Here is a 26,250-nt window from a genome sequence, read left to right as displayed (position 1 = left end):
CCGTCGGAACCTGAATCATGAAAGCCGCCATCCTCGTCTTTCCCGGAATCAACCGCGAGCGCGACATGGCGCGCGCCCTGAGGCTGATCTCGGGCCATGAGCCGGCGATGGTGTGGCACGCCGAGACCTCGCTGCCATCAGGCACCGATCTCGTGGTCGTGCCCGGCGGCTTCTCCTACGGCGACTACCTTCGCTGTGGCGCCATTGCGGCGCGGGCGCCCGTGATGGATGCGGTGCGCGATTATGCGGCCAAGGGCGGCCTCGTGCTCGGCGTCTGCAACGGTTTCCAGATCCTCTGCGAATCCGGCCTGCTGCCGGGCGTGCTGATGCGCAATGCGCGGCTGAAATTCATCTGCAAGGACGTGCATCTGCGCGTCGAGCGCTCCGATACGCCGTTCACCCGCGGCTACAATGCCGGCCAGGTGATCCGCGTGCCGGTCGCGCATGGCGAGGGCAATTACGAGGCAGACGAAGAGACCATCAAGCGGATCGAAGGCGAGGGGCGCGTGCTCTATCGCTACTGCTCGGCTGATGGTGCGGTCGACGAGAGCCACAACATCAACGGCGCGGCGCATTCCATCGCGGGCCTTCTCAACGACAAGGGCAATGTGCTCGGCATGATGCCGCACCCGGAAAACCACGTCGAAGACATCATGGGCTGCACCGATGGCCGCGACCTGTTCGCAGGCCTCACCGCGCATCTGGAAAAGGCCGCGTGATCTCCTTCGTGGTGAAGCGTGCGCTCGCTGCGTTCGCAGCGTTGTCGCTCACGAGCGCTGCATTCGCGCAGGATTTTCCCAAGCATCCGATCACCATGATCGTGCCGTTCGCAGCCGGCGGCACGTCGGACGTGATCGCGCGCACGGTGGCCGAGCAGATGGGCGTGGCGCTTGGCCAGTCCATCGTGATCGAGAATGTTGCGGGCGCCGGCGGCTCGACTGCGCTTGCGCGCGCCTCCCGCGCCGAGCCGGACGGCTATACGATCGCGATCGGCAATGCCGGCACCAATGCTGCGACCTACACGATCTATCCGAAGCTGCCGTTCACGCCGGACTCTTTCGCGCCGATCGGCATGGTGGCCAAGACCTTCGGTATCATTGCGATCCGCAAGGATTTTCCGGCGAAGGATCTGAAGGAGTTCATCGCCTACGCCAAGGCCAATCCCGGCAAGATCAATCTCGGCCACGCCGGCGTCGGCTCGTCGAACTATCTCATCTGCAAGAGCTTTGTCACGGCTGCCGGCGTCGACGCGACGCTGGTCGGCTATCGTGGTGCTTCGCCCGCGCTCACCGACGCGATCGGCAGCCAGATCGATGGCGTCTGCGACGCGGCGGCCTCGGTATCGCAGTCGATCAACGAAAAGCTGGTGAGGGGGCTCGTGGTCGGCTCGACCGTGCGGCTCACGACGTTGCCTGATCTGCCGACATCCGCCGAAGCGGGCCTGCCGGAATTCGAGGCGCAGGGCTGGAACGGCCTGTTTGCGCCCAAGGGGACGCCGCCGGCCATCATCGCCAAGCTGAATGCAGCCGCACGCACGGCGGTGGAAACCGACGCGGTGAAGAAGCGCTTTGCTGACCTCTCGACCGTCGCGCCCGATCCCGACGAGCACACGCCCGAGGTTCTGCAAAAGCTCGTGACGCGCGACGTCGAGAAATACCGGAAGATGCTGGCGGACGATGCCAAGTAGCAGCAGCGTTTGGCTGGGGGTCTTGAACCTGCATTGCGTCCGACGCGACTGACTCCTCGTCGTCGTCCTCGGTGCGACAGCGCTTGTCGGAAGTCCAAGCGAGAACGCACCAAACGTGAAGCTGCGGGGCTATGCGTTTGCCTGCAATGCCGGCTTCCGCTTCACCCGCTTGATCGTGCCGGAGAAGGTGAACAGCGGCCGGCCGGCCGAGGTCAGCTTGCCACGCAGGAAGATCAGCGAGCCGCCCGCGCGGGAGACTTCACCTGTGCATTCGACCAGCTCGCCCTCGCGCGCCGCGTCGAGGAAATCGCAGGCGAAATTGGTGGTCACGGCCGGGCCGTCCAGCTCGTGGGTGGCGATTGCGAACAGGCAATAGTCCGCGAAGGCCATGAAGCAGCCGCCATGGACGTTCCCGGAGCCGTTGAGGTGCTTTTTCTCGACCCGGAACGCCGAGCGGACGCTGCCGTCATCCTCGATCTTGTGCCAGAACGGGCCGATATGGCTCTCAAAACTGTCGCGAATCCATGTCCGCCAACCCTTAAACTCGCCCTCGGTGGCGACGTGCAGGTCTGGGCGGCGGGTGGAGGGGACTTTGGTCAATTCGTGCAAGGAAATGGGCCTTCAATTACGGGTCTTTAGCTCTTAAATCCGATCCGTCAGCGCCTTGCAATTCCCGTTCCCGCCGACCCTCCTTGCAAAACGTGGGACAGCGGGAAAATGCGTCATAAAGGGCTTTTCGTGAGCCTCCGATGTTCCTAAGAACGGCCAAACGCCCGCCGAAAGCCCCGAATCCATGAAGAACGAACCCAAGATCACCCCCGAGCTGATCGCCGCCCACGGGCTCAAGCCCGACGAGTACGAGCGCATCCTGAAGCTGATCGGGCGGGAGCCGACCTTCACCGAACTCGGTATCTTCTCGGCCATGTGGAACGAGCACTGCTCGTACAAATCCTCGCGCCTCCATCTGAAGGGCCTGCCGACCAAGGCGCCTTGGGTGATCCAGGGTCCCGGCGAGAATGCCGGCGTGATCGACATCGGCGATGGCCAGGCGGTGGTTTTCAAGATGGAGAGCCACAACCACCCGAGCTACATCGAGCCCTATCAGGGCGCGACCACCGGCGTCGGCGGCATTCTGCGCGACGTCTTCACCATGGGCGCGCGCCCGATCGCCTGCCTGAACGCGCTGAGCTTTGGCGCACCCGAGCACGCCAGGACCCGGCATCTCGTGTCCGGCGTCGTCGCCGGTGTTGGCGGCTACGGCAATTCCTTCGGCGTGCCGACGGTCGGCGGCCAGATGCGCTTCCACACCCGCTACGATGGCAACATCCTCGTCAATGCGATGGCCGTGGGCCTCGCCGATGCCGACAAGATCTTCTATGCGGCTGCCTCCGGCGTGAACATGCCGATCGTCTATCTGGGCTCCAAGACGGGCCGCGACGGTATCCACGGCGCCTCGATGGCGTCGGCCGAATTCGACGACAAGTCCGAGGAGAAGCGTCCGACCGTGCAGGTCGGCGATCCCTTCGCCGAAAAACTTCTGCTCGAGGCCTGCCTCGAGATCATGGAAGCCGATTGTGTCATCGCGATCCAGGACATGGGCGCGGCGGGCTTGACCTGCTCGGCGGTCGAGATGGGCGCCAAGGGCGACCTCGGCGTCGACCTCGATCTCGACGCGGTGCCGACCCGCGAGACCGGCATGAGCGCCTACGAGATGATGCTCTCGGAGAGCCAGGAGCGCATGCTCATGGTGCTCAAGCCCGAGAAGGAAAAGGAAGCCGAGGCGATCTTCGAGAAATGGGGCCTCGACTTCGCCGTCGTCGGCTACACCACGCCGAGCAAGCGCTTCGTGGTCAAGCATGGCGGCGACGTCATGGCCGATCTGCCGATCAAGGAGCTCGGCGACGAGGCACCGCTCTATGACCGTCCGCATGTTACTTCCGTCGCGCTGCCGACCGTGCATGCGCGCGACGTGCCGGCGCCGATGCCGCTCGGTGCGGCGCTGGAGAAGCTGATCGGCACACCCGACATGTGCAGCAAGCGCTGGGTCTGGGAGCAGTACGACCACGTCATTCTCGGCAATACCATGCAGCGCCCCGGCGGCGACGCCGCGGTCGTACGCGTGCAGGACGGGCCGAAGGGCCTGGCGCTGACCGTCGACGTCACGCCGCGCTATTGCGAGGCCGATCCGTTCGAGGGGGGCAAGCAGGCGGTGGCGGAAGCCTGGCGCAACATCACCGCGGTCGGCGGCAAGCCGCTCGCCATCACCGACAATCTCAATTTCGGCAATCCGGAGCGGCCCGAGATCATGGGCCAGTTCGTCGGCTGCCTAAAGGGCATTTCGGAAGCCTGCCGTACGCTCGACTTCCCGGTCGTCTCCGGCAACGTCTCGCTCTACAACGAGACCAACGGCCGCGCGATCCTCCCGACGCCCTCGATCGGCGGCGTCGGCCTGCTCGACGACTTCACCAAGTCCGCGTCGCTCGCCTTCAAGGCCGAGGGCGAGGCGATCCTGCTGATCGGCGACACCCATGGCTGGCTCGGCCAGTCGGTTTATCTGCGCGACATCTGCGGTCGCGAGGAGGGCGCGCCGCCGCCGGTCGACCTTGCTGCCGAGAAGCGCAACGGCGACTGCGTGCGCGGCATGATCCATGCGGGCACCGCGACCGCCGTGCATGACCTCTCCGACGGTGGCCTGCTGATCGGGCTGGCCGAGATGGCAATGGCGAGCGGCATCGGCGCCAAGCTGCTGGCGGCGCCCACCTCGCTTGTCTCGCAGGCCTATTGGTTCGGTGAGGACCAGGCGCGCTATCTCGTCACCGTGCCGGAAACGGAAGCCGGCCGCGTGCTCGCCAAGATGCGCGGCTGCGAGGTGCCCTGCGTGCGCATCGGCACCACCGGTGGCGATGCGATCGCGATCGCGGGCGAGACGCCAGTTACGATCGACGCGCTGCGCACGTCGCACGAGCGCTGGTTGCCGGATTATATGGGCGGCAAGGCGGCGTAAGCCGCCTTCACAAACTCACAGCACCTTCGTTGCCCCGGGGATTTGGCGCAAGGCGCGCGTCAGCGCCCAACTCAACGCGACCGTCAGCACGAATACAATCGTCGCCTTGACGATCGCTGGCAGGTTATAGTCGAACAGCCAGTATTGCAGCCAAAGCGCGATCGGGTAGTGCACCAGAAACATGCCAAAGGCGTCCGCCTGCATCGGATCGAGTAGCCTGGCCGAACCCGATTGTTTGAACCTCTGGAAGAAGGCCAGGATGAGAAACATGATGGCCACGCTGAAGACAGCGAAGCAGATGGCATAGAGCCCCTCATACCAGTTGGGCAGCGGTGATGGATTTCCCAGTATTTCGCGCTTGATGAAGATCAGTACCCAGAGCAGGCAATACGGAACGATCGCCAAGACCATCCAGTCCCAACTGACCTTCGCCATTCGGCCGTCAGCCGCGAGCAGTCCGCGGTCCATATTCGCGACGCCGATGCCGGCCCCGAAAAAGAAGTAGCTCGCGTAAAGCATCACGCGCCCGTGCTGCACCGAGAAGGGCCCGAACTCGAACCAGCTGCTTGGTCCAAAGTACATCAGTCCGGGAACATAGAACGCTGCAGTGATGGCAAGCATGACCGCGAAGAACACCGCCGGCCGGCGGCGGCCGTGCAGCGACAGGCGATTGATCGGATCGAGCAGGTTGGGTGACAGTCGATGCAGGATGCAGGCAACCACGTCGAAGGCGAACAGGACCCAGAGGAACCAGATCGGCCCGCTCGGCCACGGGCCCTTCGTGACCATATTCCACCAGTATTCCGAGAAGCCGATCTCGGGATTGTGCCGGAGCGAGATCGCGTAATAGGCGAGCGGAATGATCGTGAATGCGCAGATCACGAACGGCAGCCCAAGCCGCAGCAGCCGATCTGCCAAATAGCTCGGCGCTCCCTTTCGGGCGATGCCTGACCATGCAAACAAGCCCGACAGGAAGAAGAACATCGCCATGAAGAAGCTGTCGGTGGCGAGCACGATCATGTCGAAGCCGAAGAAGTACTTCGGGTCGGTGTGACCAAAATAGGTATAGGGGATAACGGCATGGTGCAGCAGCACCACCAGCGTCAGGAAGGTGCGGGCGCGGTCGAGCGATAAATTGCGCACCTTGGCCTTCGGCTGGGTATGCGCCTCTGCGCCCATCGTCGCAGAATGTGACATCGTGCTCATGGTTGCCCCGGTTGTGCCTCTGTCCCTGCACGACTCTGCTGCCAGGAACCGAATTCAGCAAGCGCAGTTTATGCCATTCGTTGCACCGACCGGCGTCCTCAGGAACCAGTTCCGTGTGGCCAAGTTAGCGTTCACGAAATGGTTGAGGGCCGCCCGCCAAAAGGCGGCATAGACGCGTCGGAGCTGGCGATGACAATCTTGAAATGGGCACTGATCTTCCTGCTGATCTCGATCGTGGCCGGCGTGCTCGGCTTCACCGGCATCTCGGCCGCCTCCGCCGACGTCGCCCGCTTCCTGTTCTATATTTTCGTCGTGATCTTCCTGGTGCTGCTGATACTCGGGCTCACGATCTTCCGGGCGTAGCCGAGCGCCGTCAGCATCCTCAATCGTCATGGCCGGGGACATGCCCGGCCATGACGGTGACGTAGAGCGCGAGCCTACCCCACTTCCTCGATCTTCACCTTGTCCGGGTAAAAGGCGAGATGGCCTGATATCTCCGTCATCGCGGGGAAGGGCGTCTCGTAGGTCCAGATTGCGTTGTCGAGCGTCTTGCCGTCCGCCTTGATGCTGTAATAGCTGGCGTCCCCCTTGTAGGGGCAATGGGTGGTGCGGTCGGTGCGCTCCAGCAGCGCCATGTTGGCGTCCGCGCGCGGTACATATTGCACCGCCGGATATTTGGCCTCTTTGAGCGTCAGCGCCTTGGTGCTTTCGGCAATCACGATATCGCCCGCCGTGACGCGGACGCGCCGGGGGTTTTGGGTGATGGTGATGGGGTGGTCTGGCCCGGGAAGCTTCATGATTTCACGCCTTTTCGTTCAATCCGCCGCGCGCGGCACTTTGTCGTGCCTTTATCCTGATGGGATCAGGGATATAGTGCCTGAAGGCGTGACGTAGAAGGCCGTTCACGCTAAGTTTGGCCTGCCGGCAAGGTTTGGCTTTACAGATCCGGACCCCGGCCGAGGCTGCATCGCAGCCGACACAAGGAGCAAGACCCGAATGCCCATGGACGCCCACGATATCGAGGCGATGATCAAGGCCGCAATCCCCGATGCCGAGGTGACCATCCGTGACCTCGCCGGCGATGGCGACCATTATGCCGCGACCGTGATCTCGGAATCCTTCCGCGGTAAATCCCGCGTCCAGCAGCACCAGATCGTCTATCGGTCGCTGCAGGGCCAGATGGGCGGCGTGCTGCACGCGCTGGCACTGCAAACCGGTGTGCCGGGCGCTTGACCTGCGGGCACCTGACCTGACCGCGCGACGGGGACGATGATGGCTGCGGATAGTCAGCGCGGTGCGTTGTTTCGTGTCATCCTGCCGAACCAGCCCAGCCGCGTCACCAATGCCGAGCTGTTCTTCGACCTCGTCTTCGTCTTCGCCGTCACCCAGATTTCACACACGCTGCTGCACCACTTCACGCCGCTCGGGGCGGTCGAGGTCACACTGCTGTTCCTGGCGGTGTGGTGGGTGTGGGTTTACACGGCCTGGGTCACCAATTGGCTCAACCCCGAGCTGACGCCGGTCCGCATCCTGATCTTCCTGATGATGCTCGGCGGCCTCGTGCTGTCGACGACCATCCCGGGCGCGTTCGAGGGGCGCGGCCTGTGGTTTGCGATCGCCTATGCGGTCATGCAGGTCGGACGCACCGCCTTCTGGCTGTTCGCGACCCCGCGCCATCGCACCGCCGTGCGGCATAATGCGATGCGCATTCTGGTCTGGCTTTGCGGCTCCGCAATCTTCTGGATTCTCGGTGGTCTGGCCCATGGCGAGGAGAGGCTGTGGTTCTGGATCGTGGCGCTGACGATCGAATACGTCTCGCCCGCGGTGCGCTTCTGGGTGCCGAAGCTGGGCTTCTCGTCGGTGGAGGCCTGGGCGGTCGAGGGCAACCACATGGCGGAGCGCTGCGCCGGCTTCATCATCATTGCGCTCGGCGAAGCCGTCGTCGTCAACGGCGCGACCTTTGCCGAGCTGGACTGGACCGCAGACAACATCCTGGCCTTCCTCTCATGCCTGGTCGGCAGCATCGCGATGTGGTGGGTCTACTTCCACAAGGGCGCGGAAGCTGGCTCCGAGCGGATCTCGAAGAGCGCCGAATCGGGCCGGCTGGCGCGGCTCGCCTACACCTATCTGCACATGCCGATCGTCGCCGGCATCATCCTGACCGCGGTCTCGGACGAACTGGTGCTGAAACATCCGACCGGCCATTCCGACGTCCGCACCATCGTGAGCACGATCGGCGGCCCGCTGGTGTTTCTGGTCGGCACCATCCTGTTCAAGCACGCGATCCGCGGCTTCCTCCAGCTCTCCCACGGCATCGGCATCATCCTGCTGATGGCGCTGTGGTGGTTCGCCGCCGATCTCTCACCCTTATGGCTGTCGGTCGCGACGAGCGTGATCATGATCATCGTCGCGGCGTGGGAGTCGGTGTCGCTGGGATCGAAGCCGGAAGAGGCCGAGGAGCATTGAATCTGGGAGCAGTCTGGGCAACCGCCTCGTCCTTCGAGACGACCGCTGCGCGGTCTCCTCAGGATCAGGCTGACCATTGTCGGTGCCCCCTAGAGCTGCCGCTACATACTCCGCCCTCATCCTGAGGAGCCCGCCTAAGGCGGGCGTCTCGAAGGATGCGCCGCACGAAACGGCACTGAAACGCGAAGCGCCGGAGCCTTACTCCGCCGCCTCCAGCGCGTGCACCGAGAACATCTTTGCTGCATCCGTCCAGCTCTCGCGCACGCGCCAGCCGGCGCTCTTCGCCAGCGCGGCAAAGCGCTCGAGGCTGTATTTGTAGCTGTTTTCGGTGTGGATGCTCTCGCCCGGCTTGAACGAGAAGCTGGTGCCGAGCAGGCGCACGGTCTGGCTCTTTCGGCTGATCAGGTGCATCTCGATACGGTGTCGATCGTGATTGTAGATCGCGCCATGGGTGAAGGCGGAGAGATCGAAATTGCCGCCGAGCTCGCGGTTGATCCGCACCAGCACATTGAGGTTGAACCGTGCGGTGACGCCGGCCGCATCATTATAGGCGGCGTGGAGCAGACGCTCTTCTTTCTCAAGGTCGGCGCCGATGATCATCTGCGCGCCCCGGCCCAGAATAGCGCGCGCGCTTTTCAGGAAGGCCTGCGCCTCATGCGGCTCGAAATTGCCGATGGTCGAGCCCGGGAAGAAGCCGACCTTGGGCATCGTCGCCACCGCCTTGGGCAGCTCGAACGGCGTGGTGAAGTCGGCGGCCACCGGATAGATGCCGAGTGAGGGAAAATCCCGCTTCAGCCCGTTGGCCTGTGCCTTCAGGAAATCGCCGGAGATATCGACGGGGACATAGGCCGCGAACCTGGACTGATTCAGCAGCAGACGGACCTTTGTGGTCGCGCCGGCGCCGAACTCGACCAGCGCGGCATTTTCGGGAATGATCTTTGCGATCTCGCTGCCGCGCTCCTTCAGAATCGCGAGCTCGGTGCGCGTCGGATAGTATTCCGGCAGGCGCGTGATTGCCTCGAACAGCTCCGATCCGGTCGCGTCATAAAAATATTTCGGCGACAGTTTTTTCGGCTGCTGCGAGAGGTCCTCGATGGCCTCGCGGGCAAAGGCGGTCGTCTGCTCGTCGGGGAGATGGGCTTCGGCCAAAGCGCTGGCGTGCACATTCATGATACTCTCCTGAACGCGCTGTCCGGCGCGTATTTGTCGTCGGATAATTTTATTCGTAGTCGGCGAGCCGCAACCCCGTGAATTGCCAGCGGTGGTGCGGATAGAAGAAGTTGCGATATGTGACACGGCTGTGACCGTCCGGCGTCGCGAGCGAGGAGCCGCGCAGCACCAGCTGGTTGACCATGAACTTGCCGTTGTACTCGCCGAGCGCGCCCTCGATCGCGCGGTAGCCGGGGTAGGGTGAATAGGAAGAACGCGTCCACTGCCAGACGATGCCGAAGGCGTCGTTGAGCTGGCCCGCGCGGGCTGCGACCTCCCATTCCATCTCGGTCGGCAGGTGCTTTCCGGCCCAGCGCGCGAACGCATCGGCCTCGTAATAGCTGACGTGGCAGACCGGCGCGTTGGGATCGACCGGCTTGACGCCGGCGAGCGTCATCACCTGCCATGCGCCATCGACCTCGCGCCAATGGCCCGGAGCCTGCCAGTCGTCCTTGCTGGCCGCGGCGAAGCCGTCCATCAGCCACAGCGTTGCGGTCCGGTAGCCGCCGTCGCGCATGAAGGCGAGCCATTCGCTATTGGTGACGAGATTGCGGGCGACTTTCACGGGGCCGACGAGGGCGCGATGTGCGGGCTTCTCGTTGTCGAAATGAAAGGTGTCGTCGACATGGCCGACGGTGTGGATGCCCTCGTTCAGCGTCAGCCAATCCTCACCCGTGCGCGTCGCGGCCGGGAAGCGCCAGTCGGAATCGTAGGCTGGATAGACCGGGTTCTGCGCGAAGGCGTGCAGGATATCGGCGAACATCAATTCCTGATGCTGCTGCTCGTGGTTCAGCCCGACTTCGACCAGTGGCGCCAGAGCGCGGAGCTTGTCTTCGCCAGCCTTCCGGAAGAATTTGACGACCGCCGCATCGACATGGTTGCGATAGGCGCCGACCTCGTTGGCGCTGGGGCGGGTGATGTCACCACGGTGATTGCGGGCATGGCGCGGGCCGGCGCTGACGTAATAGGAATTGAACAGGAAGGCAAAGTCGGGGTGGAAGGGCCGGTAGCCGGGAGCGTGCTCACCAAGCAGAAATTGCTCCCAGAACCAGGTGGTATGCGCCCGGTGCCATTTGGCCGGGCTGGCGTCCGGCATGGATTGGATCTGCTGGTCCTCCGGCGAGAGCGGCGCGGCCCGGCGCTCGGTCTCGTTGCGGACCGCGAGAAAGGCAACCTCGAGCCGTTGGGCGAGGCTGCCCTGGTCGAGGGAGGGTGACGAAAGCGGCGGACTGGCCGTAGCGGAGGCTTGTTTCGTCACGTTTTTCTCCAGACAAGACAAGAGAACGTTGTTGGCGATACCCGGTTCCAAAACCAAGGTTCGTCCTAGATAGGGGCTCCGTTACGGTATGAAAGTCCTCCCAGGTGATGATATTCGTCCCATCATGCAATGGGCCGGGGCCATCAGGCCGGGCCGCCCAGGGGCTGTTCGCCGCCATTTTACTTTGGATGCACAACGGTTTGGGCTACATATATAGCCAGGTATCGGGTTAGATCGGCTGAGCCGGCCCGGAATGACAGGTGAGGGCTCTGCCCCAGAAGGACACGGATATGAGCATCGCGGAATTCATCGACAACGAAGTGAAGTCGAACGACGTGGTTCTGTTCATGAAGGGTACGCCGCAATTTCCGCAGTGCGGTTTCTCCGGCCAGGTCGTCCAGATCCTCGACCACATCGGCGTCGGCTATAAGGGCCTCAACGTCCTCGAATCCGCCGAGCTCCGCAACGGCATCAAGGAATTCTCGAACTGGCCGACGATTCCGCAGCTCTACGTGAAGGGCGAGTTCGTCGGCGGTTGCGACATCGTCCGCGAGATGTTCCAGGCCGGCGAATTGCAGCAGCTCTTCTCCGAGAAGGGCGTCGCCGTCGCGGCCTGATCGGTGACGGTGCTGACGCGCCGGATCGGCGCCGTCCAGCTCGACATCTCTGTTGCTGACATCACGACCCTCGGCGTTGACGCCATTGTCAACGCCGCCAACGCGTCGCTCCTTGGCGGGGGCGGCGTGGACGGCGCGATCCATCGGGCGGCCGGGCCCGAGCTCGTCGCCGAATGCCGCGTTCTTCAGGGCTGCAAGACCGGCGACGCCAAGATCACCAAAGGGTATCGGCTCCAGGCTGCGCATGTGATCCATACCGTTGGGCCGGTCTGGAACGGCGGCACGATCGGCGAGGACGATATGCTCGCCTCCTGCTATCGCCGCGCGATGGAATTGTGCGGACAGCACAAGCTGACCTCGGTGGCATTCCCTGCGATTTCGACCGGCATCTATCACTTTCCCGCCGACCGGGCGGCCGAGATCGCCGTCCGTACGACGGTCGAAATGTTGCCCGCCGTGCCATCCGTTGGTCGGGTCATTTTCTGCTGCTTCTCCGAGCCAAGCGCCAAACTCCATGCCGAGGCGCTCGCGCGACACGGCGGCCCTTGTGCCTGATGGCGCCGTCAGTACACTCCGCCCGGCTATATTCCGGGGAGGGGATATGATTTTACGTTTTGGACGATGTGCATTGCTCTGCGGCGCGCTTGTCTCGCTCGGCACGACGTCGCTCGTGCGCGCGGAAGGCACCTACGAGATTCCGGCCGGCGCGCATTTCAATCAGGACAAGCTGGCCAAGATCAGCGAGTTCTTCAAGAACGAGGTCGCGACCGGCAAGATCGCGGGCGCAACCGTGCTGATCAAGCAGCACGGCAAGCCGGTTTACCACGAGGCCTTCGGCGTGCAGGACGTGGTCAGCAAGGCGCCGATCACCGACAAGACGATCTTCCGCCTGTTCTCGATGAGCAAGGCGATCACCGCGGTGGCCGCGATGAAAATGCTCGAGGACGGCAAGATCAAGCTCGACGATCCCGTCTCGAAATACATCCCGTCCTTTGCCAATGTGAAGGTCGGCGTCGAGAAGAAGGCCGACGACGGCACCAAGTCGCTCGAGCTCGTGCCGCCAAACCGGCCGATGACCGTGAAGGACCTGATGACGCACACATCGGGCGTCACCTACGGCTTTTATGGCGATACCCTGGTCCGCAAGGCCTATCGCGACGCCAATATCTATGCCGGTGATTTCGACCTCGCCGAGTTCGCCGAGCGCATCGCAAAGCTGCCGCTGCACAATCAGCCGGGCGCGCTCTGGCAGTATGGCCATTCCACCGACATTCTGGCGCGCGTGATGGAGGTCGCGGCGGGCAAGCCGCTGCTCGATATCGAGCGGGAGACATTGCTCGGTCCGCTCGGCATGGTCGACACCGGCTTCCTCGTCACCGACCCCGAGAAGCAGAAGCTCCTGGCGCAACCGGTGCCGAACGACAGCGATTTCCGGGTTGGCCGCATCAACGATCCGACGGTCGTCAAGAAGATCCAGTTCGCCAGCGGCGGCATGGTGACGACCATGGCCGATTACGAGCGCTTCGCGCAGATGCTGCTCAACGGCGGCACGCTCGACGGCAAGACCATCCTCAAGCCCGAGACGTTCAAGCTGATGGTGACCGATCAGGTCGGCCCTGGTTCCGGCGTCGATCGTGACTATTTCTACTTCCCCGGCGACGGTTTCGGATTCGGCCTCGGGCTCGCAGTCCGCACCGATCCCGGCAACGCAAAACCGCCGCCACCCGGCGATCTCGGGGAATTGAAGTGGGACGGTGCTTCCGGCTGCTATTTCGTCATCGACCCCAAGCAGGACATGTTCTTTGTGCTGCTGGAGCAGACCCCGACCGAACGGCAGCGCATCCAGCGGACATTGAAGCAACTGGTCTATGAAGCCATGGAGAATTGACATGCGCGGGCGCCGCGCGCTGATCGCGGCGCTCGTTCTTTTGTTTGGTGTTGTCGGTGCGCGAGCGGGCTCCGAGGGCCGCGCGCGCAGCTTCACGCCCGAGGGCCTGGCGAAAGTCTCCGACTACATCAGGAACGAGATCGCGACCGGCAAGTTTCCGGGCGCGATCCTGCTGCTCCAGCAGCACGGCAAGCCGGTCTATTACGAGAATTTCGGCGTGCGCGACGTCGCAACCGAGATCTCGATGAGCGCGGACACGATCTTCCGGCTCTATTCGATGTCGAAGCCGATCACCTGTGTCCTTGCGATGATGCTGGTCGAGGATGGCAGGCTTGCGATCAACGACCCCGTCTCGAAATACATTCCCGCTTTTGCCAACATGAAGGTCGGTGTCGAGAAGAAGGCCGAGGACGACAAGATTTCGCTCGAGCTGGAGCCGCTCAAGCGTCCGGTGACGATCGAGGATTTGATGCGCCACACCGCCGGGATCCCCTACGGCTATTACGGCGGGGGCCTGGTGAACAAGGCCTATGCCGACGCCGGTCTGTTCGACAACAAGGATTCGACCAATGCCGAGCTGGTCGCGAAGATCACTGGGCTGCCGCTTGCCGAACAGCCTGGCACGATCTGGGACTACGGCCATTCCACCGATGTGCTCGGCCGCATCATCGAGGTGATATCGGGGAAACCGCTGTTCCAATTTGCGAAGGAGCGGCTGCTCGATCCGCTCGGGATGAAGGACACCGCGTTCTATGTTGCCGATCGCGCCAAGTGGCCGCGCATCGCCGAGCCGATGCCGGAGGATCGCGCGATCAGTCCGATGACGCAGGTCCGCGATCCCCGAAAACCGCTGAGGTGGGAGTCGGGTGGCGGCGGTTTGGTGGGCACCGTCGGCGACTATGCGCGCTTCTCACAGATGCTGCTCAACGGCGGCAGTTATGAAGGCCGGCGCTATCTCAAGCCGGAAACCATCGCCTTGATGGCGTCGGATCACGTCGGTCCCGAAACCCACGTTGAGCGCGACAGGAACTATTACCCGGGCGAGAACTCCGGCTATGGTCTCGGCGTCGCCGTGCGCACCTCGGTGCCGCCCGGTACGTCGTGGCCGCTCGGTGAATATCGCTGGGACGGCGTCGGCGGCACCTTCTTCTTCATCGATCCCGAGGACGACCTGTTCGGGATCTTCATGGTGCAGACCCCGTCACAGCGCGGCCGGATTCAACTGGCGCTGAAGACGCTGATCTATGAGGCGATGGGGCGATAGATTTTGGTTTTGACGCGTTTTCTTTACGCGAACCGGTATCCACTTCGCTCGAAAACGCCCTGACTACGCCCCACGCACGATTTCCCTGACGTGTCCGATCATCTCCTCGATCTGGCTCGCATTGACGTCGAGATGGGTGCAGGCGCGGATGCGGCCGTCCATCATCGCGAGCGTCACGCCGCGCTGGCGCAGCGCGGCGACCATCCTGTCACCGGCAACGCCGGCGCCATCGGGCTTGAAGAACACGAGGTTGGTCTCGGGCTCCTGCACCTCGACGCCCGATATCTGCGACAGCCCGCGCGCGAGGGTGCGCGCGTTGGCGTGGTCGTCGGCAAGGCGGTCAACGTGATGGTCGAGCGCGTAGATGCAGGCCGCCGCGCAGACGCCGGCCTGCCGCATCGAGCCGCCGAGGCGCTGCTTCCATTGCCAGACTGCGTCGATGAATTCGCGGGTGCCGGCGAGCACGCCGCCGATCGGCGCACCCAGGCCCTTGGAGAAGTCGATCCAGGCCGAATCCCAGCCCGCCGTCATGTCGCGCGGGGAGATGCCGCTTGCCACGGTGGCGTTCAACAGGCGCGCCCCATCCATGTGCGTGACGAGGCCGTGCTGCTTGGCGATCGCGACGATCTCGTCGAGCGCGGCCTTCTTCCAGATCGTGCCGCCGCCGATATTGGCTGTCTGCTCGACACTGACCACCGTCTGCGTCGGCTGGTAGCGCGTGCGCGGATGCAGAGCTTTCCGGAACGTCTCCGGCGTGAACTGGCCGTCGGGGCCCTTGAGCTGCGTCACCTGGAAGCCGCCGATCGCAGCATGCGCGCCGCCTTCGCGGGCGATGATGTGGGCGGTCTCGTGTGCCAGGATCTCGTCGCCGGGACGGCAATGCACCAGCGTCGCGGTGACATTGCACATCGTGCCCGAGGGCATGTAGACGGCGGCCTCCTTACCCATCAGTTCAGCGACGCGCTCGCACAGCGCGTTCACAGTCGGATCGTCGCCGACCTGCTCGTCGCCGACCTCGGCCCGCGCCATCGCCTCGCGCATTGCAGCCGTCGGCTTGGTCTGCGTATCCGAGAGCAGATTGATGCGCACCGGCGGTGCCTTGGGATCGATCGGGGGAGGGGTGTAGAGCATGGCTGTTCTCGTCATCTAGTCGAATAGTTGCGGTCTGATGTCTTGCGCGCCGTGAAGGATGGCACGGATTTCAACATGGTCGGGTTGCACCGTGTAGAAAATCAGATGAGATTGGAAGCGGAAACGTCGATAGCCGACTGCAAGTTCATCCACTTGCTGGCCCATGAGAGGAAGTCGGCAATAAGCCCGAAGGAGCGGATCAGACCGGCGTAGTAGGCCTCTGCCTGATATTTACCGAATCGACTCTCAGTGAAGTCGTAGATGTCGATGAGATCGGCTCGGGTACGCTCCGATAGCCGGTACTCAGCCATGGCGGCGCTGCGCAACGCGTTGGCGCGCGACGGCGAGGATTTCGTCCGGCGTGTCCGATGTGAAAGTGTTGCAATCGGGCTGGGCGAATAGTGCCTGATATCGGCGGACCTGCTCGTCGCGGGGCAGCTGGGCCCATGCCTTAAGCTCCGCCTCGGAAGGCGTTGCCGATGGAGTGATGTTAGCGAGCTGATCGGTCGTCTGGGCCATCGACAGGACTTTACCACAACAAAAAGGCCCCGGAAACCGGGGCCTTTGAATGTCGTTCTGCCGAAACTATCAGCGCGAATAGAATTCGACGACCAGATGGGGCTCCATCTGCACCGGGAACGGCACGTCGGAGAGGCCGGGGATGCGCACGTATTTTGCGGTCATCTTGCCGTGGTCGACTTCGAGATAGTCGGGCGTATCGCGCTCGGGGAGCTGGCTCGCTTCGAGAACGTGGGCGAGCTGCTTGGAGGCTTCCTTGACCTCGATCACGTCGCCGACCTTGATCTGGTAGCTCGAGATGTTGACCTTGCGGCCGTTCACCTTGATGTGGCCGTGGTTGATGAACTGGCGCGCGGCGAAGATCGTCGAGACGAACTTGGCGCGGTACACGACCGCGTCCAGACGACGCTCGAGCAGGCCGATCAGGTTCTCGCCGGTGTCACCCTTGAGGCGGCTCGCCTCGACATAGATGCCGTGGAACTGACGCTCGGAAATGTTGGCGTAGTAGCCCTTCAGCTTCTGCTTGGCGCGCAGCTGCACGCCGAAGTCGGAGAGCTTGCCCTTGCGGCGCTGGCCGTGCTGGCCGGGGCCGTATTCGCGGCGGTTCACGGGGCTCTTCGGGCGGCCCCAGATGTTCTGGCCCATACGGCGATCGAGTTTGTACTTCGCCTCACTGCGCTTAGTCATCGCGTCCTCTTCGGTTGCATGGTTTGAGGAAACGCGCCCTCCTGGGTGACGGGCTAGCCCGGCACTGACAGGTCCGATCCCCAAAGCTTAAGGGAGAGGACCACGGGTCGCGAAACGCTTCGCGGGCCGAAATCGGCCCGCGAGCAAGGGGCTTTTAGGAGAGTTCGGGCCGATTTGTCAATGCGAATGGCCCCGAAATCAGGTCCCGACGGCCCGGATCGCCTTGCAGCCGGCCGCCCGTAATTCGGCAGCGATTTCAGTGTTCAGCACCTGTTCCAGCCGGGTCAGGACCCGGGCGATCGGGGCGGCGTCGGTGACCCGGTGATCCCAGCGGATCACGACATGGATGGTCTGGTCGGGCTCGACCAGGCCGTAGCTGACGATGAAGGGGCCGGGCGTCACAGGGTGGAGCTCACCGCCGCCATAGGCCGCCACGGAGCTCACCTGGAAACTGCCGAACCAATTGCCCCGCTGTCGGCCGAAATTCAAGCCCACCGCCCAGGACAGCCGCCGCAGCGGCAGCGGCAGGCGGGTCGCCCGCATGATCTTGCGGAACATCGGGACGTCGTTGATCGGCGCGGTCTTGGCGCGCCGGATTTCGGCGTCGACCGCGGCCAGCGCCATGGTCTCCGGGGCCGCGATTCGCTGCGGCATCACGCATTCCTCGCCGTCCTCGACCCGGGCGATGGCGATCAGCGCCACGCTCTTCGGCAGCACGTACAGCGACGGCCAGGGCCATTTGGCATAGACGGTGCGCAGGACCGGCTCGTCCCTGGCGACCAGGGCGAACGCCTTGACGAACATCGCGGCCCAGCCGGCTGGCGCCATTGCGCCCGCGCGGGCCTCCAGCAGGGGCCGGATATCGAGCGGGCGGGACAATGAGACGAACGGCACGCCCATCGAGGCGCGCATGAGGTCGATAATCAGGCGGCGCGGCAGCGAAATGTTCTTAGGTTGACCGCGCATCGTTCTCCCGTTCCTGCGGATTGAAAATGAGCGACGGCGAGGGGAGCCCGCTCGCCGTCTGCTCTAGCACGAACCAACCGCCTGGGGGCGTCTCGGTTCGGCCCGATCAGGGTGCCGGCGAGGCCAGCGGCTTGGTCTTGTCGACGATGTAAACTCCCAGCACTTTCATAACCTTATCGCCATGAGCTTTGGCGTCATGCACGACGCCGGCTGGAATCTGGTAGGAATCACCTGCTTTCAGGGTTTTTTCCGGCTGCCCATCGATCAGGAGATTGAGCTCGCCCTCCAGCACGTAACCAGTCTCGATCCCAGGATGGGTGTGGCGTCCGGCCGCGCCGCCCGCCGGGACTTCCGCGATGGCCGTGATGGTGTTGTAGCCATCCGGGAACTCGACCTTCTGGAGCGGGGTGCGCTTGATGCCGGTCTGCTGGGCGAAGGCGGCGACGGCGAGGCTGGTGAAAGCGAGAACGAGCAGGCTCTTTTTGAGCATCGATTGTTTCCTCCCTGGAACGGCCGACCCTAGCAGCGCCGCCGTTCCCGACAAGGTGGCAATCGGCCTGTTCAGCGCTTGATGCCGTCGAACGCCGCCATGATGCCGCGCTGGAACAGCGACCAGTCGAAGCCCAGCGCGATCGCGCGGTAGCCGCGGTCGATCAGGGCGTTGGCCTGGTCGGCGGTGCGGGCCACGCCGCCGATCGGCACGCCGCTTCTGAGGATGCCGGCTTCCGCGCGGGCGACCAACTCAAGTAACTCGGGATCGTCCATCTGTCCGCGCTTGTTGATGGAGGTGGCGAGATCGCCGGGGCCGATGACGGCGACGTCGATGCCCGGCGTCGCCATGATCTCATCGATGCGGTCGACGGCATCGACATGCTCGATAGTGATCATGCAGATCATCTCGTCATCGGCTGACGCCATGTAGTCCGGCATCGACTGGCCCCAGCGGAACGGCGCGTGGAATGGGCCCCACAGACGATCGCCGCCTGGCGGATAGCGTACGCTGCGCACGGCCTTCTCTGCCTCGCTGCGGTTGGTGATCATCGGGAAATTGATGCCGAAGGCGCCGATGTCCATCGGCGCCTTCGCAAGCCACGGTTCGTTCGCCGCGATCCGCACCAGCGGCGTGCACGGCGTGCCCGTCGTCGCGGCGATCATCGCATGGGCTTCGGTCAATCCAATCGGGCCGTGCTCGAGATCGACGATGATCCAGTCGAGCGATCGCGCCATGATCTGCACCAGCTGCACGCTCGGGATCGTTGCGATCGCGCCGAAGGCGGGGCGGCCTTCGCTCCACAATTGGCGGAGGCGATTGAGCGGCGTTGCGGGGACCGACATGTGATGACCTTGCGCGAGATGACGACGGCCAAGCCTAGCAGCGCGCCGCGTCTGCGAAAAGTCAGGCTAGCGCGCGGCCGCCGAAGAACGGCGTCAGGATCGCCCCGAGCCCATGTGCGCGATTTGATGTAAAAATCATCTCGGCGCTGGATTGCGCGACGCCGTCGATGTGCGGGCCGAGCAGATCCGAGACGCGGCGAGCAATAGCCGGTGCAGGATCGATCCACTCGACCGGCCAGGGTGCCAGCCGCACCAGCCGGTCGAGCAGCAGCGGATAATGCGTGCAGGCGAGCACAACCGTGTCGGTCCGCGACGTCGAATCGGCGGCATCGCCGACGAAGCAGGGGGTGAGCTCGGCGAGGACATCGCGGTCGCTGATCGCCTGGCCGCTGAGCTCGCGCTCCGCAAGCGAGGCCAACTCGGGCGAGCCGACCAGCGTGACCTCGCAACCGAGCGCGAAATCGCGGATCAGCGCCTTGGTGTATTCGCGCTTCACCGTGCCCTTGGTGCCGAGCACCGAGATGCGGCGGGTCTTCGATCGCGCGCAGGCCGGCTTGATCGCCGGCACCGTGCCGACGAAGGGCACGGAATAAGCGGCCCGCAGACGCGATAGGACCAGGGTGGAGGCGGTGTTGCAGGCGATGACGACGAGGTCAGGATCATGGGTGCCGATCAGCTCCCCCATCAGCGGCACCACGCGGGCGATGATCTCGTCCTCGCTGTGATGGCCATAGGGGAAGAAGGCGTCGTCGGCGACATAGGTAAAATGCGCGTCCGGGCGCGCGGCCACGACCTCACGCAGCACGGTGAGGCCGCCGAGGCCGGAGTCGAATACCAGGATCGTCGGAGAATTGGTCACGTCGTTACCTTAAGGCGCCATGGTTACCATTCGGTTTTTTTGGCGGTTTTGCGGCGGGGATGGCCGGTGGCCAGTTTGGAACGATTCAATTTCACCTTTGTCGCATGTTCCCGCTATTTGCAGCCGTGCTGCGCTGCGGTTGGGACATCCGCAAATTTTCGGGAGCCGACATGATCAGAAACACGAGATCGGGCTGGGGGAGCGTTGCCCGGTGGTTTCACTGGGGCCTGGCGCTGGCGATCCTCGGCATGATCGCCTTCGGCTGGTGGATGAACCACTTTCCCGCACGGCCCGATCGGTTCTTCTACCGTTCGATCCACGCCGACATCGGCTACGTGATCCTGCTGCTCACCGTGCTGCGCCTGGTCTGGCGCGCCATCAACCCGACGCCGGCGCTGCCGGCCGAGACCTCGCGCTGGCAGAAGATCGCGGCCCATGTCAGCCACGGCGCGCTCTATCTCGTCGTCATCCTGGTCGCGATGCTGGGCTGGGCGCATTCCGGCGCGCGCGCGACCAACTATTCGGACTTCTTCGGCCTGTTTCACGTGCCGCAATTCACCGCTCCGGACAAAGCGGCCGCGGATGCCTTTGAGGACCGCCACATCTTCTTTGCCTATGTGCTGCTCGCGCTGATCGCGGTCCACGTGGTTGCAGCCCTCTGGCACCACTTCATCCGCCGCGACCGCGTCGTGGCGCGCATGGTGACGGACGAGGTGGGGTAGGGGGGAGCTCACTCTCCGCAATGACCGAGCAAGCAGCGGCATCGCGATTCTCCGATGCACGTTCAACTCGCAGACATACTCGCGCGTGATTTTGTCCTTCGAGTCACGCCGCCGTGACCCGCTTGCGCCCTCGCGGCCTTGCAGGCGTACAGTGGAGGGGCAGATTGAAGTGACAGCGAAGCTCGTCGTGCTCGTCGTCGAGGACGCAGGTCTGGTCGAACATGCTGAGCTTCCGGAGCGGAGCTGCTTCTTTCAACAAGCCCTATGCGCCGGACCAGATGATTGGGGCGCTACGCAGTCTGGTCGCCTGACGGCAGGCTGCGAAGGCTCCATCCTCCATCGCGCAGTCTTCAAGCCGACACGTCTTCCGCTCTATGCTAGAGACGGGCGGAATTCTGCCCGCAGGAGACGCTCATGCTCACCGTCCATCATCTTGGCAAATCGCAATCCGAACGCATCGTCTGGCTCTGCGAGGAGCTCGGGATTCCCTATGAGCTGAAGCGCTATGCACGCGATTCCGTCACCATGCTGGCGCCGCCGGACTACAAGGCGTTGCACCCGATCGGGGCGGCGCCCGTCATCGTCGACGGCGATCTCGTGCTCGCCGAATCCGGCGCCATCGTCGACTACATCATGGCCAAGTACGGCAAGGGTCGCCTCGCGCTTGGCCCGGACGCGCCCGACTTCGCGCAATTCCTGTACTGGTTTCACTTTGCCAACGGCACGCTGCAAGCCGGCATGGGCCGGCTGATGCTGTTGAACCGGCTCAAGCTCGCCGAGGACAATCCAATGCTGGCCGCGATCAGGACGCGCGTCGATCGTGCCTTCGATCTGGTCGATGCGCGCGTGCGCGATGCGGAATATCTGGCGGGCAGCAGCTTTACCACGGCCGACATCATGATAGGCTTCTCGCTCACGACGATGCGTTATTTCCAGCCCTACGATTTCGCGCGCTGCCCGAACGTGGTCAAATATCTCGGCCGTATCGGTGCGCGATCGGCCTACCGGCGCGCGATGGAGAAGGGCGATCCTGGCATGGCGCTGCTGCTGAGCTGAGTTGCGCGCTGGCCGCGATCACCTCGGTACATGCTTGGTCGCGCGCTCGATCAGGTCGCCCAACCGTGAGATGAATTTCGCCAGGATTGTTGAGGCATTGGCCTTGTGGTAGCCCACGACGAGGTCGATCGTCGGCGCCTTGCCCTTGAGCGGGCGACTGACGACCGACCAGGGCAGAAAGTTCTTCACATAGCTCGGCAGCAGCGCGAAGCCATGGGTGGAGGCGACCATCGACACCGCCATGACGATGTTGTCGGCTTCATGGGCCGTAGCGATGCCGAACCCGCCTTCGCGCAGATGGTTGTTGATGATCTCGAGAAGCGCAGGCGCGGTGTCGGAAACGTTGATGAAGGGCGTTCCCTCAAGCTTTGCAAGTTCGACACGGTCGAGCTTGGCGAGGGGGTGGTCACTCGGGAGCACAGCGGCCAGTGTCTCCTTGATCACGGTCTGGTAGACGAGATCGGTCGAGCCTGCTTCGCGCCGCATGAAGGCGAGGTCGAGTCTGCCGCGCGTCAGTCCCTCCGCCAGCACGGACGAAAAATCGCTCGTCACTGTCACGTCGATGTTCGGCAACTCGTCGCGCAGCACGCGCATCGCCTCCGGCAACCAGTCGATCTCCTGCCCGGTGAGGAAGCCGAGCGCAAAGCGTGACTTTTCGGGGCGGCCGGCGCGCCGCGCCGCCTCGATGGCCGCGTCGGCCTGCGTCAGCGCCAGGCGTGCGTGATCGAGGAAGGTCTTTCCGGCAACTGTCAGCTCGACGCCGTGCACGCTGCGCGCAAACAGAGGCACGCCGACCTCATATTCGAGGTCGCGGATCTGGCGGCTGAGCGAGGGCTGCGCGGTGCGCAGCCGCTTCTCGGCAGCGACCGTGAAGCTGCCTTCCTCGGCGACGGCGACGAAGTAACGGAGGTGGCGCAGCTCCATAACCAAATGCCTCTCAACAGGTTTGCGGCCCATGGCAAAGGCGCCGCTTGCGACCATCCCATACCTATCAGGCATGAAGGGCAACTAACAAAGTCTTGGCGACGCAAAGGGCCTTTCCCTATCTCACGGAAGCGACGCTGCTGGACCCGATCGATCGGGAGGCGTCGAAGAAGCACGAAACGAGGGATTTCCATGACCTTGCCGGTCGTATTGATCACGGGCGCGCTCACCGGCATCGGCCGGGCGACCGCCGTTTCCTTCGCGCGATCCGGTCACCGGGTGGTGGTGTCCGGCCGCCGGGACGATGCCGGGAAGGCATTGGTCGCCGAGCTGCGCGATCTTGGCGCGGAGGCCGAATTCGTCAAGGCCGATGTCCGCGATGAAGCCGACATCCGCGATCTCGTTGACAGAACAGTCAGGCGGTTCGGCCGCCTCGAGATCGCGGTCAACAACGCCGGCGTCGAAGGCACTCCCGGCCCGGTGTGGGAGCAGACCGAGCAAAGCTACGCTGACGTCTTCAACACCAACGTGCTCGGGACGTTGCTCAGCATCAAGCACGAGCTGCGTGTGATGAAGGTGCAGGGCGCGGGCAGCATCGTCAACATCTCCTCGACCATGGGCGAACGAGGCGCGGCCAATCTGGCGCTCTACTCCGCAAGCAAGCATGCCGTCGAAGGCCTGACCAAGTCGGCGGCGCTGGAAGCTGCGGCCTTCGGCGTGCGCGTCAACGCGGTCGCCCCCGGTCCGACGGATACCGCCATGCTCGACCGCCTGACCGGGTCGCCGGACAAGAAGGCGGCGTTCTACGCGGCCGTGCCGCTCAAGCGGGGCGCAAGGCCGGACGAGATCGCGAACGCGGTGCTGTTCGTCGGATCGGAGCAGGCCTCGTTCGTCACCGGCCAGATCATTCGCGTCAACGGCGGCAAGACCGCCAGCTAAGTCGCTTCCAGACCACTTTAGAGAAAGAGAAAGAACCATGACTGACCTCAAGGGAAAGACCGCTCTCGTCACCGGCGCCTCGCGCGGCATTGGCCGCGCCTCGGCGCTGGCGCTCGCGAAGCGCGGCGCGCAGGTACTGGTGCACTACGGCCAAGGTGCCAAGGAGGCAGAAGCCGTCGTCGCCGAGATTCGCAAGAACGACGGCCGCGCCGACGCCGTCGGGGCCGATCTCGGCGCGCCTGATGGGCCGCATCAGTTGGCGAGCCGCGCGCGCGTCATCGTCGGCGACCGGCTCGACATTCTTGTTGCCAATGCCGGTGTCGCCAAGGCGGCCGTGATCGAGGAGACCACGGTCGAGGATTTCGACCGGCTGTTCGCCGTCAACGTCCGAGCGCCGTTCTTCCTGGTGCAGCAATTGCTGCCCATCCTGCATGAGGGCAGCAGCGTCGTGCTGGTCTCCTCGCTGGCTGCGCATGCGGTGGTCGGCACGCTGCCGGCTTATGCCGCGACCAAGGGAGCGATCGACACGCTGGTGAAGCATTTTGCGGCAGCGCTCGGCGCGCGCGGCGTGCGCGTCAACGCGGTGGCGCCCGGCGTGGTGGGGACCGAGATGTCGTCCTTCACCAAGACCGACGCGGGGCGCGACTACACGCTCGGTATGCAGACCTTGAAGCGGATCGCCGAGCCCGACGACATCGCCGACGCCATCGCCTTTCTTGCTTCTCCCGATGCGCGCTGGATCACCGGCGACACCATCCGCGTCGACGGCGGCTCAAGGCTCTGAGGCCGCCGCCGTAGTCTCTCTCCCGACCTCACAAAGGAAGTCCAACATGTCAAAGAAACTAGAAGGCAAGATTGCACTCGTCACCGGCGGTTCGCGCGGAATCGGCGCTGCCATCGCCAAGCGGCTTGCTGCTGACGGAGCCAAGGTCGCCATCACCTATAGCAGGGGAGCGGACGCTGCAGCCGCAATCGTCAAGGCGATCGAGGGCGCGGGCGGCAAGGCCATCGCGATCCAGGCCGATGCCACCGCCCCCAAGGCTGTGCAGGCGGCGGTCGACAAGACCGTCGGCGCGCTCGGCAAGCTCGACGTGCTCGTCAACAATGCGGGCACCGCGATCCCCAAGAAGTTCGAGGAGACCACGCTGGCTGAGCTCGACCAGGTGATCAACCTCAACATCCGCGGCGTGTTTATTGCCACGCAGGCCGCGCTGAAGCAGATGAACGACAATGGCCGCATCATCTCGATCGGCTCATGCGTCGGCGAGCGCATGATGACGCCCGGCCTAGTGCCTTACTCGGCGACCAAAGCTGCGATCCGGATGTTCACGCAGGGGCTGTCGCGTGAAGTCGGCGACCGCGGCATCACCGTCAACAACGTCCAGCCCGGGCCGATCGACACCGATCTGAACCCCGCTGCCGGCGACTGGGCGGCTCCCCAGAAGGCGGCGACTGCACTCAACCGCTACGGCAAGGTGGAGGAGGTGGCCGCACTGGTCGCCTTCGTCGCCAGCCCGGAGGCGTCCTATATCACGGGTGCGAATCTCACGGTGGACGGCGGCACCAACGCCTGACCGCGGGATAAATCGGAAATCGGGCGGCCGAATTCGCCGCCCGGTCACGCAGTCCTGTTCGTGGTCGTCGCCCGCGCTGCGGTCAGCTGCTTCTGCAGGCGATCGATGTTTTGCAAAAGGCGCTGGCTGGTCAGCACCAGGAAATAATAGCCGAACTGCGGGTCCTGGAAGTAGATCTCGAGCAGCCGGTCATAGGTGATCGTCAGCACCTGGCCGTCTTCGATGCATTCGATCGTTCCGGTGCGCCGGTTGTCGGGCGTGAGGAAACCGAGCTCTCCCATCAACGCGCCGGGCCCGATCTCGACGTTGATCTCCTTGACCAGGAACTTGCCGGTGACCGTGAGGAGCATATCCTTGGCTGGGTCGCCCAGCTTGAACAGCGTGTCGCCGGTGCGATATTTCCGCTCGGTCATGAATGGCTTGAGCCATTCGATCGACATGTCGCCTTCGGCCGCATGGCGCGCCTTCTTCACCAGCTTGAGCATCTGCCGGAGGCGGATGGCGTTGATCGGCAACAGCAGCAGATATAGGACGAACGTCGAGACATTTGCGGAGAGCGCGCCGAAAATGGCGAAGAACGCACAGCCGATCATGTTGGCGACGCGCAGCGGAACCATCGTCCGCATCAGCAAGGTTGCGACAAAGAAGCCGGCGCCGACTGTAGCGAACATGTTGGCCAGCGTGATGTTATGGACGAAGATCTCCAGCAACCGGTTGAAGATCGCGTCGTAGGTGACATTGTTGGGGTCGAGGCCCATCTGGACCAGGATCTTCGCGATCCTGAGGTTATCCGTGGCCGCGTCCAGAATGCGGTCGAGGATCGAGGAAATGTCTGCGCTGCCGGACGGCATGGTACTATCCCTGCGTAAGGCTTTCAGTCCTGCTCGGTATTCGTATAGCCGAAATCGAATGACGACCGCTTGAATGAAGCCTTCGGCC

At 63.8% G+C, this 26,250-nt stretch carries 31 protein-coding genes; 15 read left to right on the top strand and 16 right to left on the bottom strand.

Features of this window, described 5'->3' with window-relative positions; genetic code table 11:
* The first annotated feature begins 17 nt into the window (after positions 1-17).
* The gene (purQ, locus tag K3F49_RS02815) at positions 18-719 is read left to right on the top strand and encodes a phosphoribosylformylglycinamidine synthase subunit PurQ (RefSeq protein ID WP_234679366.1); all 702 of its coding nucleotides are present in this window, start codon (positions 18-20) and stop codon (positions 717-719) included.
* Complete coding sequence (locus K3F49_RS02810) at positions 716-1,687, top strand: tripartite tricarboxylate transporter substrate binding protein BugD (protein WP_234679364.1); 972 nt, start codon at positions 716-718, stop codon at positions 1,685-1,687. Before purQ ends, K3F49_RS02810 begins: the two co-directional genes overlap by 4 nt.
* 129 nt (positions 1,688-1,816) lie before the next feature.
* Here the strand turns inward: K3F49_RS02810 and K3F49_RS02805 are convergent, their stop codons facing one another.
* A complete protein-coding gene (locus K3F49_RS02805; RefSeq protein ID WP_234679362.1) occupies positions 1,817-2,296 on the bottom strand; it encodes a PaaI family thioesterase in 480 nt (159 codons plus the stop codon).
* A 184-nt stretch (positions 2,297-2,480) separates the two neighbouring features.
* Between K3F49_RS02805 and purL the strand changes: the two genes are divergently transcribed.
* Entirely contained in the window at positions 2,481-4,691 is a 2,211-nt protein-coding gene (purL, locus tag K3F49_RS02800; protein ID WP_234679360.1) for a phosphoribosylformylglycinamidine synthase subunit PurL, read from the top strand.
* A gap of 15 nt (positions 4,692-4,706) precedes the next feature.
* Here the strand turns inward: purL and K3F49_RS02795 are convergent, their stop codons facing one another.
* Positions 4,707-5,897, bottom strand: coding sequence for an acyltransferase family protein (locus K3F49_RS02795; RefSeq protein ID WP_234679357.1), 1,191 nt, complete (start codon positions 5,895-5,897; stop codon positions 4,707-4,709).
* A 189-nt stretch (positions 5,898-6,086) separates the two neighbouring features.
* Between K3F49_RS02795 and K3F49_RS02790 the strand changes: the two genes are divergently transcribed.
* Entirely contained in the window at positions 6,087-6,260 is a 174-nt protein-coding gene (locus K3F49_RS02790; protein WP_148742381.1) for a DUF1328 domain-containing protein, read from the top strand.
* 74 nt (positions 6,261-6,334) lie between these two features.
* Here K3F49_RS02790 and K3F49_RS02785 read toward each other — a convergent pair whose 3' ends face one another.
* A complete protein-coding gene (locus K3F49_RS02785) occupies positions 6,335-6,694 on the bottom strand; it encodes a DUF427 domain-containing protein (RefSeq protein ID WP_234679355.1) in 360 nt (119 codons plus the stop codon).
* Between the two features lie 199 nt (positions 6,695-6,893).
* Between K3F49_RS02785 and K3F49_RS02780 the strand changes: the two genes are divergently transcribed.
* Together K3F49_RS02780 and K3F49_RS02775 are read left to right on the top strand one after the other, a co-directional pair.
* Positions 6,894-7,130, top strand: a complete 237-nt coding sequence (locus K3F49_RS02780) for a BolA/IbaG family iron-sulfur metabolism protein (RefSeq protein WP_014494139.1) — start codon at positions 6,894-6,896, stop codon at positions 7,128-7,130.
* Positions 7,131-7,169: 39 nt separating this feature from the next.
* On the top strand, positions 7,170-8,363 hold the full coding sequence (locus K3F49_RS02775) for a low temperature requirement protein A (RefSeq protein ID WP_234679353.1): 1,194 nt from the start codon (positions 7,170-7,172) through the stop codon (positions 8,361-8,363).
* Between the two features lie 198 nt (positions 8,364-8,561).
* Here K3F49_RS02775 and egtD read toward each other — a convergent pair whose 3' ends face one another.
* Together egtD and egtB are read right to left on the bottom strand one after the other, a co-directional pair.
* Positions 8,562-9,533: an L-histidine N(alpha)-methyltransferase gene (gene egtD, locus K3F49_RS02770; protein ID WP_234679351.1), complete on the bottom strand. Its 972-nt coding sequence runs from the start codon at positions 9,531-9,533 to the stop codon at positions 8,562-8,564.
* A 49-nt stretch (positions 9,534-9,582) separates the two neighbouring features.
* Positions 9,583-10,881: an ergothioneine biosynthesis protein EgtB gene (gene egtB, locus K3F49_RS02765; protein WP_234680558.1), complete on the bottom strand. Its 1,299-nt coding sequence runs from the start codon at positions 10,879-10,881 to the stop codon at positions 9,583-9,585.
* 239 nt (positions 10,882-11,120) lie between these two features.
* On the opposite strand from egtB, the gene grxD reads away from it, so the two are divergent.
* From grxD to K3F49_RS02745, 4 genes are read left to right on the top strand one after another with little or no spacing between them, the layout of a single operon-like run.
* Positions 11,121-11,447 (top strand): Grx4 family monothiol glutaredoxin, encoded by a 327-nt coding sequence (grxD, locus tag K3F49_RS02760; protein WP_234679348.1) that lies wholly within the window; start codon positions 11,121-11,123, stop codon positions 11,445-11,447.
* A 3-nt stretch (positions 11,448-11,450) separates the two neighbouring features.
* Positions 11,451-12,002, top strand: a complete 552-nt coding sequence (locus K3F49_RS02755; RefSeq protein ID WP_234679346.1) for an O-acetyl-ADP-ribose deacetylase — start codon at positions 11,451-11,453, stop codon at positions 12,000-12,002.
* Between the two features lie 46 nt (positions 12,003-12,048).
* Positions 12,049-13,335: a serine hydrolase domain-containing protein gene (locus tag K3F49_RS02750; protein ID WP_234679344.1), complete on the top strand. Its 1,287-nt coding sequence runs from the start codon at positions 12,049-12,051 to the stop codon at positions 13,333-13,335.
* A 1-nt stretch (position 13,336) separates the two neighbouring features.
* Positions 13,337-14,599, top strand: a complete 1,263-nt coding sequence (locus K3F49_RS02745; RefSeq protein ID WP_234679341.1) for a serine hydrolase domain-containing protein — start codon at positions 13,337-13,339, stop codon at positions 14,597-14,599.
* Positions 14,600-14,662: 63 nt separating this feature from the next.
* Here the strand turns inward: K3F49_RS02745 and K3F49_RS02740 are convergent, their stop codons facing one another.
* From K3F49_RS02740 to murI, 9 genes are all read right to left on the bottom strand, one after another.
* Positions 14,663-15,730 carry a threonine aldolase family protein gene (locus K3F49_RS02740; protein ID WP_234679339.1) on the bottom strand — a complete coding sequence of 356 codons (1,068 nt, stop codon included), beginning with the start codon at positions 15,728-15,730 and terminating at the stop codon, positions 14,663-14,665.
* Positions 15,731-15,745: 15 nt separating this feature from the next.
* The gene (locus K3F49_RS02735) at positions 15,746-15,895 is read right to left on the bottom strand and encodes a type II toxin-antitoxin system RelE/ParE family toxin (RefSeq protein ID WP_234679337.1); all 150 of its coding nucleotides are present in this window, start codon (positions 15,893-15,895) and stop codon (positions 15,746-15,748) included.
* A complete protein-coding gene (locus K3F49_RS02730) occupies positions 15,832-16,041 on the bottom strand; it encodes a type II toxin-antitoxin system RelE/ParE family toxin (protein WP_234680608.1) in 210 nt (69 codons plus the stop codon). Before K3F49_RS02730 ends, K3F49_RS02735 begins: the two co-directional genes overlap by 64 nt.
* Positions 16,034-16,249 (bottom strand): hypothetical protein, encoded by a 216-nt coding sequence (locus K3F49_RS02725; protein ID WP_234679335.1) that lies wholly within the window; start codon positions 16,247-16,249, stop codon positions 16,034-16,036. The genes K3F49_RS02730 and K3F49_RS02725 overlap by 8 nt, the downstream gene beginning before the upstream one ends.
* Before the next feature lie 69 nt (positions 16,250-16,318).
* Positions 16,319-16,936 carry a 30S ribosomal protein S4 gene (rpsD, locus tag K3F49_RS02720; protein ID WP_092228027.1) on the bottom strand — a complete coding sequence of 206 codons (618 nt, stop codon included), beginning with the start codon at positions 16,934-16,936 and terminating at the stop codon, positions 16,319-16,321.
* Positions 16,937-17,134: 198 nt separating this feature from the next.
* Positions 17,135-17,902 (bottom strand): acyltransferase, encoded by a 768-nt coding sequence (locus tag K3F49_RS02715; RefSeq protein WP_234679333.1) that lies wholly within the window; start codon positions 17,900-17,902, stop codon positions 17,135-17,137.
* 106 nt (positions 17,903-18,008) lie between these two features.
* Positions 18,009-18,392 carry a cupin domain-containing protein gene (locus K3F49_RS02710; RefSeq protein ID WP_234679331.1) on the bottom strand — a complete coding sequence of 128 codons (384 nt, stop codon included), beginning with the start codon at positions 18,390-18,392 and terminating at the stop codon, positions 18,009-18,011.
* Positions 18,393-18,463: 71 nt separating this feature from the next.
* The gene (locus K3F49_RS02705; RefSeq protein ID WP_234679329.1) at positions 18,464-19,237 is read right to left on the bottom strand and encodes an HpcH/HpaI aldolase family protein; all 774 of its coding nucleotides are present in this window, start codon (positions 19,235-19,237) and stop codon (positions 18,464-18,466) included.
* A gap of 61 nt (positions 19,238-19,298) precedes the next feature.
* Positions 19,299-20,096, bottom strand: coding sequence for a glutamate racemase (murI, locus tag K3F49_RS02700; RefSeq protein WP_234679327.1), 798 nt, complete (start codon positions 20,094-20,096; stop codon positions 19,299-19,301).
* A gap of 170 nt (positions 20,097-20,266) precedes the next feature.
* Here murI and K3F49_RS02695 point away from each other — a divergent pair, with 170 nt between their 5' ends.
* Positions 20,267-20,818 (top strand): cytochrome b, encoded by a 552-nt coding sequence (locus K3F49_RS02695; RefSeq protein ID WP_234679325.1) that lies wholly within the window; start codon positions 20,267-20,269, stop codon positions 20,816-20,818.
* 414 nt (positions 20,819-21,232) lie between these two features.
* On the top strand, positions 21,233-21,874 hold the full coding sequence (locus tag K3F49_RS02690) for a glutathione S-transferase family protein (RefSeq protein WP_234679323.1): 642 nt from the start codon (positions 21,233-21,235) through the stop codon (positions 21,872-21,874).
* A gap of 18 nt (positions 21,875-21,892) precedes the next feature.
* On the opposite strand, the gene K3F49_RS02685 is transcribed toward K3F49_RS02690, so the two are convergent.
* Positions 21,893-22,798 carry a LysR family transcriptional regulator gene (locus K3F49_RS02685; RefSeq protein WP_234679321.1) on the bottom strand — a complete coding sequence of 302 codons (906 nt, stop codon included), beginning with the start codon at positions 22,796-22,798 and terminating at the stop codon, positions 21,893-21,895.
* A gap of 192 nt (positions 22,799-22,990) precedes the next feature.
* Here K3F49_RS02685 and K3F49_RS02680 point away from each other — a divergent pair, with 192 nt between their 5' ends.
* From K3F49_RS02680 to K3F49_RS02670, 3 genes are read left to right on the top strand one after another with little or no spacing between them, the layout of a single operon-like run.
* The gene (locus tag K3F49_RS02680; protein WP_234679319.1) at positions 22,991-23,737 is read left to right on the top strand and encodes an SDR family NAD(P)-dependent oxidoreductase; all 747 of its coding nucleotides are present in this window, start codon (positions 22,991-22,993) and stop codon (positions 23,735-23,737) included.
* Positions 23,738-23,774: 37 nt separating this feature from the next.
* Complete coding sequence (locus K3F49_RS02675; RefSeq protein ID WP_234679318.1) at positions 23,775-24,521, top strand: SDR family NAD(P)-dependent oxidoreductase; 747 nt, start codon at positions 23,775-23,777, stop codon at positions 24,519-24,521.
* 46 nt (positions 24,522-24,567) lie between these two features.
* The gene (locus K3F49_RS02670; RefSeq protein WP_234679316.1) at positions 24,568-25,311 is read left to right on the top strand and encodes an SDR family NAD(P)-dependent oxidoreductase; all 744 of its coding nucleotides are present in this window, start codon (positions 24,568-24,570) and stop codon (positions 25,309-25,311) included.
* A 44-nt stretch (positions 25,312-25,355) separates the two neighbouring features.
* On the opposite strand, the gene K3F49_RS02665 is transcribed toward K3F49_RS02670, so the two are convergent.
* A complete protein-coding gene (locus K3F49_RS02665; RefSeq protein ID WP_234679314.1) occupies positions 25,356-26,162 on the bottom strand; it encodes a Crp/Fnr family transcriptional regulator in 807 nt (268 codons plus the stop codon).
* Positions 26,163-26,250: the final 88 nt, after the last annotated feature.

Origin of the sequence: Bradyrhizobium monzae (assembly GCF_021458635.1) — a bacterium.
Taxonomy (GTDB): Bacteria; Pseudomonadota; Alphaproteobacteria; order Rhizobiales; family Xanthobacteraceae; genus Bradyrhizobium.
Note: the sequence above shows the minus strand (reverse complement) of the source record. Positions and strands in the feature narration are given on the sequence as shown.